Annotated in this window: 15 protein-coding genes; 8 read left to right on the top strand and 7 right to left on the bottom strand. The window is 41.2% G+C overall.

Annotated features, from left to right (window positions below):
- The first annotated feature begins 156 nt into the window (after window positions 1-156).
- From queA to secF, 8 genes are all read left to right on the top strand, one after another.
- Window positions 157-1194, top strand: a complete 1038-nt coding sequence (gene queA, locus AC5YCE_RS02095; RefSeq protein WP_496170798.1) for a tRNA preQ1(34) S-adenosylmethionine ribosyltransferase-isomerase QueA — start codon at window positions 157-159, stop codon at window positions 1192-1194.
- 69 nt (window positions 1195-1263) lie between these two features.
- Window positions 1264-2238, top strand: a complete 975-nt coding sequence (locus AC5YCE_RS02100; protein ID WP_496170800.1) for a hypothetical protein — start codon at window positions 1264-1266, stop codon at window positions 2236-2238.
- 41 nt (window positions 2239-2279) lie between these two features.
- Window positions 2280-2846, top strand: coding sequence for a LemA family protein (locus AC5YCE_RS02105; protein ID WP_496170802.1), 567 nt, complete (start codon window positions 2280-2282; stop codon window positions 2844-2846).
- 93 nt (window positions 2847-2939) lie between these two features.
- On the top strand, window positions 2940-3761 hold the full coding sequence (locus tag AC5YCE_RS02110; RefSeq protein WP_496170804.1) for a DUF4303 domain-containing protein: 822 nt from the start codon (window positions 2940-2942) through the stop codon (window positions 3759-3761).
- A gap of 297 nt (window positions 3762-4058) precedes the next feature.
- A complete protein-coding gene (gene tgt / locus AC5YCE_RS02115) occupies window positions 4059-5189 on the top strand; it encodes a tRNA guanosine(34) transglycosylase Tgt (RefSeq protein WP_496170806.1) in 1131 nt (376 codons plus the stop codon).
- A gap of 101 nt (window positions 5190-5290) precedes the next feature.
- Window positions 5291-5620, top strand: a complete 330-nt coding sequence (gene yajC, locus AC5YCE_RS02120) for a preprotein translocase subunit YajC (protein ID WP_496125813.1) — start codon at window positions 5291-5293, stop codon at window positions 5618-5620.
- Window positions 5621-5671: 51 nt separating this feature from the next.
- Window positions 5672-7573 (top strand): protein translocase subunit SecD, encoded by a 1902-nt coding sequence (gene secD / locus AC5YCE_RS02125; protein ID WP_496170808.1) that lies wholly within the window; start codon window positions 5672-5674, stop codon window positions 7571-7573.
- A 7-nt stretch (window positions 7574-7580) separates the two neighbouring features.
- Complete coding sequence (secF, locus tag AC5YCE_RS02130) at window positions 7581-8570, top strand: protein translocase subunit SecF (RefSeq protein ID WP_496170810.1); 990 nt, start codon at window positions 7581-7583, stop codon at window positions 8568-8570.
- A gap of 111 nt (window positions 8571-8681) precedes the next feature.
- On the opposite strand, the gene AC5YCE_RS02135 is transcribed toward secF, so the two are convergent.
- From AC5YCE_RS02135 to AC5YCE_RS02165, 7 genes are all read right to left on the bottom strand, one after another.
- Window positions 8682-9344: a 4'-phosphopantetheinyl transferase family protein gene (locus AC5YCE_RS02135; RefSeq protein ID WP_496170812.1), complete on the bottom strand. Its 663-nt coding sequence runs from the start codon at window positions 9342-9344 to the stop codon at window positions 8682-8684.
- 29 nt (window positions 9345-9373) lie between these two features.
- On the bottom strand, window positions 9374-9808 hold the full coding sequence (locus AC5YCE_RS02140) for an excinuclease (RefSeq protein WP_496125817.1): 435 nt from the start codon (window positions 9806-9808) through the stop codon (window positions 9374-9376).
- Between the two features lie 125 nt (window positions 9809-9933).
- Complete coding sequence (locus AC5YCE_RS02145) at window positions 9934-11154, bottom strand: beta-ketoacyl-ACP synthase (RefSeq protein WP_496170813.1); 1221 nt, start codon at window positions 11152-11154, stop codon at window positions 9934-9936.
- Complete coding sequence (locus tag AC5YCE_RS02150) at window positions 11154-11879, bottom strand: 3-ketoacyl-ACP reductase FabG2 (protein WP_496170815.1); 726 nt, start codon at window positions 11877-11879, stop codon at window positions 11154-11156. Before AC5YCE_RS02150 ends, AC5YCE_RS02145 begins: the two co-directional genes overlap by 1 nt.
- 2 nt (window positions 11880-11881) lie before the next feature.
- Entirely contained in the window at window positions 11882-12319 is a 438-nt protein-coding gene (locus AC5YCE_RS02155) for a hotdog family protein (RefSeq protein WP_496170817.1), read from the bottom strand.
- Window positions 12316-13578 carry a beta-ketoacyl-ACP synthase gene (locus AC5YCE_RS02160; protein ID WP_496170819.1) on the bottom strand — a complete coding sequence of 421 codons (1263 nt, stop codon included), beginning with the start codon at window positions 13576-13578 and terminating at the stop codon, window positions 12316-12318. Before AC5YCE_RS02160 ends, AC5YCE_RS02155 begins: the two co-directional genes overlap by 4 nt.
- Entirely contained in the window at window positions 13556-14119 is a 564-nt protein-coding gene (locus AC5YCE_RS02165) for a DUF3261 domain-containing protein (protein ID WP_496170873.1), read from the bottom strand. Before AC5YCE_RS02165 ends, AC5YCE_RS02160 begins: the two co-directional genes overlap by 23 nt.
- Between the last annotated feature and the right edge of the window lie 15 nt (window positions 14120-14134).

Here is a 14134-nt window from a genome sequence, read left to right on the forward strand (position 1 = left end):
GCGTATTTATTTACATTGTCAACGCCAATATTTTTCAACTGCCTAGTTTTAACCCAACTTGCTCTTTTTTGACTTATAAAGCATCAATTTCAGCTAAAAATGATTAAAAAGACTATACTAATCACAGTTTTTCTCCCTTTTAAGCTTTGTTTGATTATGCAACTTTCTGATTTTAATTTTGATCTTCCTGATGAACTCATTGCTCGCTACCCTTTAGAAACACGTAGTGCCTCACGTCTGTTACATATTCAAGCGGATGGTCAATATCAAGATGCTTACTTTAAAGACATCATTGATTTATTGGATGAAGGCGATTTGTTGGTCTTAAACGATACCAAAGTGATGAAAGCACGTCTAAAAGGAAAACGTGCCAGTGGTGGTGCAGTTGAAGTTTTAGTCGAACGAATGCTAGATCAACGTATTGCACATTGTCATATTAAAGCGAGTAACTCACCTAAAGCCGGTGCTGAACTTTTTATTGGACCAGACGAAGTTAAAGTCACTGTAACAGGTCGCCAAGAAAATCTATATGTTGTTGAGTTCTCACAACCGATTCTTCAAGTTTTAGATCAATATGGTCAACTCCCTATTCCGCCTTACTTCAACCGCGAAGCAGAAGATATTGATACCGTTCGTTATCAAACCGTATTCAATGACCCCACCAAAATTGCAAGTGTTGCTGCACCAACAGCAAGTTTGCATTTTGATGAGGAAACTTTAGCAAAACTTGAGGAAAAAGGTATTCATAAAGCGTTTGTGACGCTACACGTGGGTGCAGGAACATTTTTACCTGTCCGTACCTTAGAGATTCAAAATCACATTATGCATAGCGAATGGTGTGATGTTCCTGCTGATACAGTCAAATTGATTCAAGAAACTCAAGCGCGAGGCAACAAAGTTATTGCTGTCGGAACAACAGCAACACGTGCCCTTGAAAGCGCGGCTCAAGCTTGCGGTGGAAAGATTGGTGCTTGGACAGGCGATACTCAGATTTTCATCTATCCAGGTTACGAGTTCTGTGTGGTAGATCGATTGATTACCAATTTCCATTTGCCTGAATCCACTTTACTGATGCTGGTTTCTGCGCTGTCAAATCGTGACAATATTATGAATGCTTATCATCATGCAGTTGAAAGCAAATATCGCTTCTTCAGTTATGGTGATGCGATGCTGATTGATAAAGCAAAGGTATAAATTCTAGCCATGCCGATCGACACTGTACAAAACCTCATTCACATACGAACGAATAAAAATAAAAAGGTCATGCACAATGTTGCTCGGTTGTGGGATATTTCACGGCAAGCCCATACACCCCAAGACATTCTTGATGCTTTGCATCCTTGGGGTGAAAACAACACTCTGGTCTTAAATAACGTCCTGCCTAAATTATGCATTTTCTTCGGCATGGCTGGTTTGCTATTAGGATGGTTGGTCGATCAATATATTCCAATGACATTAACTATCCTGATATCGACGCTATGGTTTGCAGTTGCTTATTTTAGTTATGAGTCAAATGAACTTGTTGAACAAGTCATTGATGAATTAGAGCTCAAAATTAAACTGTTAAAGTACGATTTAAATTTCCAGAAGCTTCCACCTCATCTCACTGGCACAATGAATCCAATGCTTGTATTGGGCAAGTTGAAACAAAATTTTCCATTGTTTAATCAGGGCACTGAATCTAACGATATCGTCAGTTTTGCATCGACGCTTTGGACAGACCAACATGAGCAACAGCATCCTGTTTTACTGTTTAAATATCGCTATATGACCGAAATCAGCGTTCGAGACGAACAAGGCAATAAATACAATGTGCGTAAAATCGAAAAGGATCTTTGGGGATGCTTCTTGTTCGAAACAGAAGCCTTAGGTTTTGCTGCAAGTAATCGTAGAAGTCGACTTCCTCATCCTTACACCACGCACTGGGAAACAGCCGATATCCATTTAAATAAAAATTTAAATATCTATGGCTATGATCAACAGCAAATCGCACGTGCAATCACACCCTCTGTCACGCTTCGACTCAGTGATTTATTTAAACATAATCAAGGCGATCTGATTGTGCATCATGATGAAAATATCCTGTGTTTTATGACTGAGCACAATATCTTCAATACCGTGAGTCGTCGAGATAAAGACAGCATTCAAAATATTTCAGATTTACGCGGATATTTAAGAACCTTAAACATGCCAAACTATGAAAAATTCAAACAGAGCATGTTAAACTTTGTGGCATAAACATACAAAAACACAAACACGATTGAATTAGGAAATTCCAAATGGGTTTAATTATTTTTTTAGCGATTTTCGTTTTAATTTTGGTTTGGGGTGTGGTCGTCAGAAATAATATCGTTCGCTATTTTAATGCGACACGTCGAGCTTGGGCAGAAGTGGCCAATTTTGAGCGTCAGAAAATTAAAACCTTGGAATCACTTGAAAGCACCTTGCAGCAATATACTGAATTTGAAAAATCCACTTTGGAAAAAGTGACTGAACTCCGTCAGCAAATTTTAAATCTCAATATGCAAGAAACAGATGTTTCTAAACTTCAACATATCGAGAGTCTCAGTAAAGATCTGATGAAAAACCTCAGTGTCGTGGTTGAGAACTATCCTGAACTCAAAGCAGATACGCTTTATGCAAAAATGATGGATGACATTCAAGAACAAAATGAGAATGTGGGTGCAGCCATTTCTATTTTTAATCGTAATGTTGAAGCATTTAATAACAATATTCAGATCTTTCCAAACAATTTAGTGAATAGTGTCACACTTTCAAAGAAAGCGATCCGCCCTTTTTCAGATTCAAGTACGATGCAAAACTTTGATTATCATCCGAATTTTTAAAAACCTTTTGATCAATCAATTTAGTTTATTGCTCAAATCTCCGACAATTATTGACATTACAAAACAATCATAATAGAGAAAAAAGAGAAAAAAATGTTTGATTTACAGTTTAATGAATCTGAGTATTTGGCAGATTTAAAAACCGCTTTGTTACATGAATTTGATGCGCTCTACCAAAAGCATCAAGATCAGGGGATTTACGCATTTGCTTTAGTATTGGATGACCTTCTGGTTGCGCAATACAGCACGGTATCCACCCAAAAAAGCCTTCTCAGTGAAGCTGAAAATAAATATCAGTATTTGCAGGAAGAAGACAAATGGCAAGTAGAAAAGTGGCAATACCGCGCTCAAACCAATCAAGGTATTACCCTATTTACACGTCAAATGAGTCAATATTTCCAGCAGACTCGGATTGGTTTGACCAACATTCATGCTAAAGATCGTTTTAACCAAAATGCACTGAACTTTTATTTACAAGGTATGGAAGATGCTAAAGATGAAATTCTTGAAAAATATCATCTGACTGCCAATCAAATCACTTTTATTGTTCACCTCCCCTCCAATCCGAGTATTGCGATTACATCGTTAGAACGTTTAAATCCGCCTTCTTCAACTCTATTTGAAGCGATTGCAAATTTGCAATCCACGATCATTAGCCAAGGCAAAGCCAAATTTAAACTCAGCCAAGTTGATAAAGAAATTTTGATTGACTTAGGACAAGCTCTAGAAATGGTCCCTTATGATGACATGCAAGTCGCTCAGCAAGCCTATATGCTCTCTCTAGAACCTTATTTCCTAGAGACCAGTCCTTATATTCAGAGTTTGATTAATGAAATTGCATCTATGGGTAGTGGAATTCTGGTGATCAGCAAAGAGCAAATTAAAGAGCGTATTGATAAATTTTACGCTTCCTAATCCTCAAGCCTCTGAACAGAGGCTTTTTTATTTATAGAATTTCCCTGTTTATCAAAAATAAGTTTATTAGGCCATAAATCAGATTTAGATTTGATTTCAATCTTTTTGAAATAATGGGAGATTAGGTTCACTTCCCATTTTTGCATTGTGAACGAATGATGGAATTTGCAGTAACAAGCTGTTTCGATTTGAAGCTAACAATAAGTTTACTGGCTTTCAATTTCAAAATCATAGAAAATAGCCTCCTTTGAAGCTAGTAATCAGCGAACTGTTTTTTCGCCTTGATTTAGGAATTATATGAAGTTTGAAAAATTAGCTCAGTCGGGCCGTGCCCGTCGTGGTCGCTTGACCCTTGAGCATGGTGTAGTTGAAACTCCAATGTTCATGCCTGTCGGTACTTACGGTACGGTAAAAGGCATGCTGCCACGTGATATTGAGGAAATTAAATCTCAAGTCATCTTAGGCAACACATTCCATTTATATTTACGCCCTGGTTTAGATGTCATCCGTGAGCACGGCGGCTTACATGGCTTTATGAAATGGAACAAACCGATTTTGACCGATTCAGGCGGCTTCCAAGTCTTCAGTTTGGGCGCTATGCGTAAAATCAAAGAAGACGGCGTAACATTTCGCTCTCCTATTGATGGTTCAAAAGTATTCTTGTCACCAGAAATTTCAATGGATATTCAACATACCTTGAACTCTGACATCGTGATGATTTTCGATGAATGTACGCCATATCCTGCTACACATGAAGAAGCACAAAAGTCACTGCAACTCTCATTACGCTGGGCAAAACGTTGTAAGACGCAGCATCATGAGGTGTTGAAAAACCGTAATGCACTGTTTGGTATCATTCAAGGTGGTATGTACCAAGACCTCCGTGAAGAATCCTTGAAAGGCTTACTCGACATCGACTTTGATGGTTATGCCATTGGTGGTTTATCTGTTGGTGAACCTAAAGAGGAAATGATCAAAGTCTTGGATTATTTACCTGAACAAATGCCTGCAGACAAACCTCGTTACCTCATGGGTGTGGGTAAACCTGAAGACATCGTAGAAGCCGTACGTCGTGGTGTCGATATGTTTGACTGTGTCATGCCAACACGAAATGCACGTAATGGTCATTATTTTGTCACCGATGGTTTAGTGCGTATTCGTAATGCCCAGTATCGTCATGACCAAGGTCCTCTTGACCCACACTGTGATTGCTACACATGTACTAACTTTACACGCTCGTATTTATTCCATTTAGAAAAATGTGGTGAAATGCTTGCTTCAATGCTCGGTACGATACATAACTTACGTTATTACCTACGCCTAACTGAAATGATGCGTGATGCTTTAGACAAAGGCACATTTGATGAGTTTGTCGCAGATTTCTATGCGCGTCGTGGCTTAGAAGTACCCCCTTGTCCACAAGATTAATTCATCAGCATTTGCGCTGAAGAAAAAGACAATGTAAATTGCAGAACAAGCAAATTTATTATCACGTCTTTTAAAGATTTTTTATAGTTTAGGAAAAAGTAATGAGCCTATTTATTTCGACTGCACATGCTGCTGGTGAAGCGGCACAACAGCCAAGCCTCGTAGCAAACTTATTGATGATTGCTGTGTTTGTGGCAATCTTCTATTTCCTGATCTGGCGCCCTCAATCTAAACGCGCTAAAGAACACCGTACCCTTGTTGAAAGCTTAGGGGTTGGCAGTGAAATCGTATTTGCTGGTGGCTTAATGGGCCGTATTACAAAAATCGATGGTGATTTCGCAGTGGTCGAATTGAACCGTGGTCATGAAGTTAAAATCCAACGTGCTAGCGTTATCTCTGTGCTTCCTGAAGGCACTCTAGATAACCTTTAATCACAATAAGTCGTGCGAAGGCACGACTTTTTCATTTTAAGAAGAAAGCAAATGCGTTACCCAGCATGGAAATATTTACTGATTATCATCGTTTTGATTATCAGTACATTATACGCGCTGCCAAGTTTGTATCCTGATGAACCTGCTGTTCAAATTTCAGGTGCTAAAGCGGGTACTGTGATTGATCAGTCCGTTATACAAAAAGCAGAGCAAATTTTAAAAAGCGATAATATTGCCTCACACGATAATAGTTTTACTCAAAATGCAGCATTACTACGTTTAGACTCATCTGAAGCTCAATTAAAAGCGAAAGAAGCACTTTCTAAAGGCTTAGGTGAAAGCTACGTTGTGGCGCTCAACCTTGCACCAACCACCCCAGAATGGTTGCAAAAGATTGGCGCAAAACCGATGAAACTCGGTTTGGACTTACGTGGTGGTGTTCATTTCCTCCTTGAAGTGGATATGGACAAAGCCATTGCTCAACGCATGGAAACGTCTGCATCCGATCTTCGTCGCGAATTCCGTGAAAATAAAATTAAATTCAATAGCTTGTCTTTAAATAACAATGAGATCACTGTTCAATTTGCGAATAATGATGACCGTGCCGCAGCGATGGAACAACTTCGTCGTAATGGCAATAAATACGATCAACAGGCTTTAGCAACAGCAACTGGCTCAACTTTAAAGCTGGTTTATAACGCTGCAGCCAAACAAGAAATTCAATCCTATGCATTGGATCAGAACTTAACAACATTACGTAACCGTATTAACGAGTTGGGTGTTGCTGAAGCGATGGTTCAAAGCCAAGGTAGTAACCGTATTGTGGTTGAACTTCCTGGTGTACAAGATACTGCAGAAGCGAAACGTGTCTTGGGTCGTACAGCGAACTTAGAATTCCGACTTGTTTCTGATTTAAATGATCAATTCATCAGTCCAGCGACAGGTCAAGCCACAAGTTCTGCCCTTCCACCTGGCACTGAAAAATTTGCATTTGAATCGTTAGACAGTGGTCGTGAACTGCTATTGAACCGTAACCGTATTCTGACAGGTGAACGCGTTCAAAATGCATCTTCTGGCTTTAGCCAAGACAGTGGTGGCGCTGAAGTAAATATTACTTTAGATACCGCTGGCGGCAAGCTCATGTCAGATGCTACGCGTAATTCGGTCGGCAAACGTATGGCAGTATTGTTCATTGAGAACAAACAAAAAATTAGCTTTGTGACTGACCCAGCAACAGGTACACAGACTGAAGTACGTACACCTTATACTGAATCTGTGGTGATTAATGCTGCAACGATTCAAGCGGTATTAGGTTCACAATTCCGTATTACAGGTTTGGATTCACCCCAAGAAGCAGCTGAGCTTGCATTGATGCTACGTGCGGGTGCATTAGCAGCGCCAATGTACTTCGTTGAAGAACGTGTGATTGGTCCAAGCCTAGGTCAAGAAAACATTGACAAAGGTGTCCTTTCTACTCAAATCGGTTTCATTCTGGTTGCGATCTGGATGGTCGTTTTCTTCCGTCTATTTGGCTTGATTGCGAACTTTGCTCTGGTATTTAACCTTGCCATGATCCTTACCGTGATGTCTTGGATTGGTGCATCGTTAACCCTTCCAGGTATTGCAGGGATCGTGATCACGATTGGTATGGCAGTCGATGCGAACGTATTGATCTGTGAACGAATACGAGAAGAAATTAAATGGGGCGCCTCCCCTAAACAGGCGATTGTTGCAGGTTATGATCGAGCGTATAACACCATTTTCGACTCCAACTTGACGACATTCTTAGTGGCTTTCATCTTGTTCGCGATTGGTACAGGTCCAATTAAAGGCTTTGCTGTAACACTCATGATTGGTATTGTTTGCTCGATGTTCACTGCGATTACCGTGACACGCGCAATTGTACAAATCATTTATGGCAAAAAACGTAACTTGAAAAAGTTGAGCATTTAGGAGATCGATGATGACTGAAAATACTCAACTTGAAAAAGTAGAAGATAAAGCAAAACAATATGGTCGCCCTGAAGACGAGCGCGTGATTCCGTTTATGAAGATTGCTTTGCCTGCGGCATTGCTTTCTATCTTCTTAACGATTGCCAGTCTATTTTTTATCACAACCAAAGGTTTAAATTTAGGTTTAGACTTTACGGGTGGTATCGCTGCTGAGCTTAATTACAGCAATCCAGTCAAACCTGAACAGGTGAATGCTGCTTTAACCAAAGCGGGCTTCACGGACTCTGTGGTACAAACCTTAGGCTCTGAACGCGACCTCATGGTACGTATGCCCGTTCAGGAAGAAATGGAAGCAGATGACCTAACCAAAGCGATTACACAAGCGGTTCAACTGCCAAATAATACGGTCACTGTTCCTAAAGTGGATGTAGTGGGTGGTCAAGTCGGTAATGAGCTCTATGTACGCTCTGGTGGTGCTGTAGCACTTGCGCTGCTACTCATGTTGGTCTACGTCACGATTCGCTTTGAGTTCAAATTGGCGATTGGTGCTGTACTGTCATTATTCCACGATATTGTGGTGACACTGGGTATCTTTGCCTTAATGCAATGGCCGTTTGACCTCACTGTTCTTGCAGCATTGCTTGCGATTATTGGTTTCTCACTCAACGATAACATCGTGGTATCGGATCGTATTCGTGAAAACTTCCGTAAGATTCGTGGTGCAGAACCGCTTGAAGTAATTAACATTGCATTGACTGAAACCCTACGTCGTACCATTCACACCTCTATGACACTATTGCTGGTTGTTGTTGCAATGATGATTATGGGCGGTGATGGTCTACAATGGTTCTCTGTTGCCATGTTTGTCGGTGTTTTCGTGGGGACTTACTCTTCAATCTATATCGGTACAGGATTTGCCTTATGGCGTGGTCTGAACCGTCAGGACTTTATCGTACAAGTGAAGCCTGAATTTGAAGAAGAAGAAATTCCTCATTAAGCATTTACACATCTAACTGCACAAAAAGCCCATCACTTGATGGGCTTTTTTAATGTGAATTTATAAATCTATTTTCAACAATAAAGACTTAGGCATGATTCATTTTGAATTTCAAGATTCAGAATGTTGATGAATTTGAATATTGGGTAATGCAAAACCTGAGCAGGAGTGCTCAGATCGCCATGCGACGGTCAGCATGCAATGTGCCAGCTCAAAATTCTGATAGGCGAAGACACCCACTTTTTCATGTTCACACATTCCGCCATTTTGTAGAGGATGAGCATGGGTATTCAAATCTTTTAAATCCATCCGAATGCCTAAACCACTGGCTTTGAGTACCGCCTCTTTGGTGGTCCAGACCTTAAACCAATACAGGGGATCACAGTCCAAGCCTTGCCAAGTCTGATATTCAGTTGGGTGAAATGCATGTTGTGCTAAAGCATCAAAGCGAACTTGACGATCTAAATCTTCGATATCCACACCTAAATCAGCCATATTGGTTGACATGGCTAAAGCATAATGATGTTGACTATGGGAATGATTAAATGAAAATTGCGTCACATTAGATAGGTAAGGCTTTCCAAACTCGGTGTGCTGTATATCTTGATTGCAAATTGTTTGATTCAAGAAATTCGAGATGAATGTATTTCTATGTGCGTAAATGGTATTTTTTTTATACTGATTAAATTCAGCAAAATTTGAAAATTGCTGTTTTTGTTTGAGGATAAATTGAGCCAATGGCTGAACATGAATTTGAATGACCACGTGTTTCATCGGCTCAATGAGTAAACTATAAATACAACTTATAGTTTAACGATATCCCCTTTGAGTGCAACACCTGCAAGGGCAGTTCCTTTAGCACATTGGTAAGTGGTGGTACTTTTGCTCTCATTGGATTTATAGTAACTCACAATATTGGTGACTGCATTGGCCCCTTTTGCTTTTGCAGTATTCTGAAATTGAATCAGGGCTGAACGCAGTACATGATCACATGCCTTATCGGCAGGCTTTGCAAAACCATTGGTCTTTTTATTGGTGACTAAATCTTTTTCAATCACCTGTCCACCTGACTTTGTCCCTGCCAAATAGAACTTCACACTGCCATCTAAGAAACCATCGGCAACTGCACGGTCAACCGCTTCTTTAAAATTAAAATTATGCATATCATCAGCAGCATGTACCCCCATTGCCGTGCCTATACACAATGTAAATGTCATTGCTATTTTTTTTAAAGTCATGAGAAACCCCTCTTTGGTTAAACTAATGTAATTCTTTGATTAAAGTAATCTAATTCTTTGGTTAAAGTCGTGTAATTCTTTGATTAAATTCATGTAATACATGCCATACGATTCTACTGATCATTTTAAATCTTCTTTAAAATGAGTGATGTATTAATTCCCCCAAAGGCAAAATTATTACTCATGATGAGATTTGCATCAAGCTGTCTAGACTGATGCTGAATATAATCCAAATCCCCACATGCTGGATCAATCTGATCCAAATTTAAGGTGGGTATAAACTCTTGACGTAACATCATCTCGATACTGAGCCATGCCTCAATTGCACCACATGCGCCAAGTGTATGACCAAAATAGCTTTTTAAGGAACTGATCGGCTTATATCCCAAAATGCGTGCTGTGGCTTGCGACTCCGCAATATCACCTTGGTCGGTCGAAGTACCATGGGCATTCACATAGTCGATGTCTTGTGCAGTCAGCTGTGCATCTTTGAGTGCCAACTGCATACAACGCCCCATCATTTCAGAATCAGGCCGTGTTACATGCTGGCCATCGGTATTACTACCGTAGCCTACAATTTCCGCGTAGATTTTAGCGCCACGTGCTTTGGCATGCTCATATTCTTCTAAAATCAAACAGCCTGCACCTTCACCAATCACCAATCCATCTCGTTTGGCATCGAAAGGGCGTGGCGTAGCTTCAGGATGTTCATTTTGGGTGCTTGTTGCCAAAAGCACATCAAATACCGCTGAACCTGCTGCGCTGAGTTCTTCTGCTCCACCTGCCAGCATTAAGGTTTGTTTGCCATATTTAATTGCTTCATACGCTTGCCCAATCGCCATAGAACCTGAGGTACAAGCACTTGATGTGGGTAAGGTCAATCCTTTTAAACCGAAGTAAACCGTCATATTCACTGCACTGGTATGCGACATCATGCGAATATAAGTGGTGGCATTCAGCTCATTCATATGGTTCTCTATCAGCATGGCACCAAACTCACGTACCGCGTCCACACTCCCCGCCGATGAACCAAATGCAACGCCAGCCTCTCCATTGCTCAGTAATGGAGAATTCAACAGTCCTGCATCTTCAAGTGCTTTTTCAGCACACACCACCGACATTAGGGCGACTCTTCCCATGCCGCGAGTCACTTTGCGATTAAAGTGTTTCGGAATCGTATAATGCTTGACTGGTGCGGCTAATTTACTGCGCAGATCAGAATAAATTTCCCAATCTGGCATATATGTCACGCCACTTTTAGCCAACGCAAATTGGGCAAAAATTTGATCCGCCGTTTCACCCAATGAGGTGATACCTGACATGCCTGTGACCACGACTCGCTTCATTAGATTAAACCCCCATTCACCGAAATTACTTGTCGAGTGATGTAACTGGCATCATCACTGCATAGAAACTTCACCACGTTGGCCACTTCATCGACCTGCCCCATCCGTTGCATGGGAATCATTTTTAAGGCATGTTCTTTGACTTCTTCAGTGACCATTTCTGTCTCAATCAGACCTGGAGCGACACAGTTCACTGTGATTTTTCGTTTGGCAAGCTCTAAGGCAAGGGCTTTGGTTGCGCCAATTAATCCTGCTTTTGCAGCGCTATAATTGACTTGTCCACGATTGCCCATTAAGCCTGATACCGATGAAAGCGTCACGATTCGACCGCCTTTTTTCAATCGAATCATAGGCATCACCAGAGGTTTAAGCACATTGTAAAAACCATCTAATGACGTTGAAATCACATCGTCCCAATCCTCATCCGTCAGTGCTGGAAATGCACCATCACGGGTTAAACCTGCATTGAGCACAACCCCATAATATGCACCGTATTGCGCTATGTCCTGTTCCAGAATATCGTTAATCTGAGCTCTTTGATTTACATCAAACATCAGTACATGACTGTGTTGACCCAGTTGCCTGATTGCATTTGCAACCTGCTCTGCTTCGTGCAGTCTTGCGCGTGCGTGAACCGTCACGTCAAACCCTGCTTCTGCCAATGCCAATGCAATTGCCTTGCCGATTCCGCGGCTTGAACCTGTCACTAAAATTCTTCTATTCACTTTTACGTCCCTATCTGTATCTGTTCTAAATCAGTTGCAGGTTCATACACGCTCAATATCGCACTAAAACAATGTGCTTGATATTGAATTTCGCAGTTGAATTGACCCAATCCATCATGTAAATAATGTTGTTCCACGCGAATTCTGACCACTTCGCCGAGAGCAAAATAGGCAATCGGCAACTGTAATTTACGCGTGCCCAATAGATAACCCACCTTAGGCGACTCTCCACGAGAATGCCCTTTATAACCCGCATAGACACTGACGGTTTGCGCCATCAGTTCAATACTGGTCCATGTCGGTAGACCTTCTGCTTCATAGAACATCAAATCAGCTGTGATTTTAAGCTCTACAATCGCAAAATCATCATTGGCTTCAATAAGCTGATCTACAAAGACCATGGGTTTAGCATGCGGTATAAAAGCTAAAGCATCCATCATGACTGTGAACAACCTAAGATCAGACTGATATTACTTCCCCCAAATGCAAATGAATTACTCATGACATAGCGAATACGGGACTTTGAGGATGGCTCAAGGACATAATTTTGTCCGGATAATTCAGGATCAATAGCACCGGATTGATGTACAGGCAACCAACACTGCCCTTGTGAAAGCTGATCTTGTAAAAGCTGATCTTGTGAAAGCTGATCTTGTAAAACCTGATGACAAATAAAGGCTTCTATCGCACCTGCCGCACCTAGGCAATGCCCTGTCTTATGTTTAGTACTGCTTAAAGGTACAGCATAATCTTTAAAGACCGTTTGCACTGCTTTTATTTCCATCGCATCATTTTGTAGGGTAGACGTACCATGCAGGTTCAAGTATCCAATATCTTCAGCCTGTAAACCTGCCATATTCAGGGCTTTTTGCATGGCTTCAGCAGCTCCTTTTCCGTCAGGATGTGGCGCAGAAATATGCCAAGCATCCATAGACTCACCACTACCGAGCAACATCACAGGCGCTGATTGTTTTGAAAGTAAAAATAAAGCCGCAGCTTCACCAATATTAATGCCATCACGCTGTATGCCACAGGGCTGACAAATTCCATTTGATAAACTTTCTAAGCTATTAAACCCATTTAAGGTTAGTTTACACAGCGTATCGACACCACCGACCAAAACGACATCTGCCAAATCTGCATGGATCAGACGTTGCCCCGCTGCCATGGCTTTGGCACTCGATGAACAGGCGGTAGAAATCGTATAAGCAGGTCCTTGCCAACCCAAATACTGTTGCAGTGCTTTGGCCAAACACCCCATTTCTTGTTTTTGATGTGAGATTAACTCGTCCGACACTCCAAGAAAATGCGCTTTTAGCGGTTGTTCATTGTCTTGAATCCCTGATGTCGAGGTTCCCATTACAATCGCAAGGCGCTGTTTTTTAATATGCACTGTTTTTTCTTTCAATTGCGACTCGATCTGCTTGAGTGCGGTGAGCGCAAATCTTAAATTACGTGACGTGCTGTCTTTGAGAACATCGACACCCTCAACCAGCCCAACCAGCTCATGTGGGTAATGCCCCACCCAGACCTCTCGTTCGGCCAAAAGATTCGGCATGAGGGTTAAAGTGTTGGTTTTGGTGGTCAGATGAGTTCGAATGTCATCTTGCTCAAAACCTAGAGCTGACAATCCGACAGCACATTGAATACCAACCGCATGAGTTGAATGCTGAACATTATTCGACATGCTGTGCCTCATTATTCTGCAAAGTATCGCTGACAGGGCTAATATTCATCTGATAAGGCACTTGAATATTGTTCAGTTCAATCACAGCCTTTTGTTGTTGAATATTTAGAACGGCCTTGCCTTTGATATAAACCTGAGTTGTGTCATCCACCTGTTTGAGCATGACTTGTTTATGGTGCAATTGCATAAAATCAGGATAGGTTGCGTACAAAATGTCTCGCACCAGATAATCAAACGGTAAGCGCTTCATTGGATCAATACGTTGTTGAACGTTCACTGTGTTTCCATCGAAGGTTAACTGAAACAATGGCTGTCCAGTGAGGGTCAGTGCCAACATTTCAAGGGTCTGTCCGCGCTGCTGTTGATACAGTAAAAAACTTAAACCCTGATTTTTCCATTGCACTTCAATTTGATCTTGGCGCTGATAGTTTTTTGCCTGCCAGGCTGGCGTAATTAAGCCTTGCGCTGGCGGCACAACATGTTGACAAGCACTCAAGCATAAAGTGCCACACATCAGCAGTATCAAGAGTTGCATACGAGGGTAGATCAACATGGATTGAATTTTCCC

Source organism: Acinetobacter sp. CY79, from assembly GCF_059515845.1.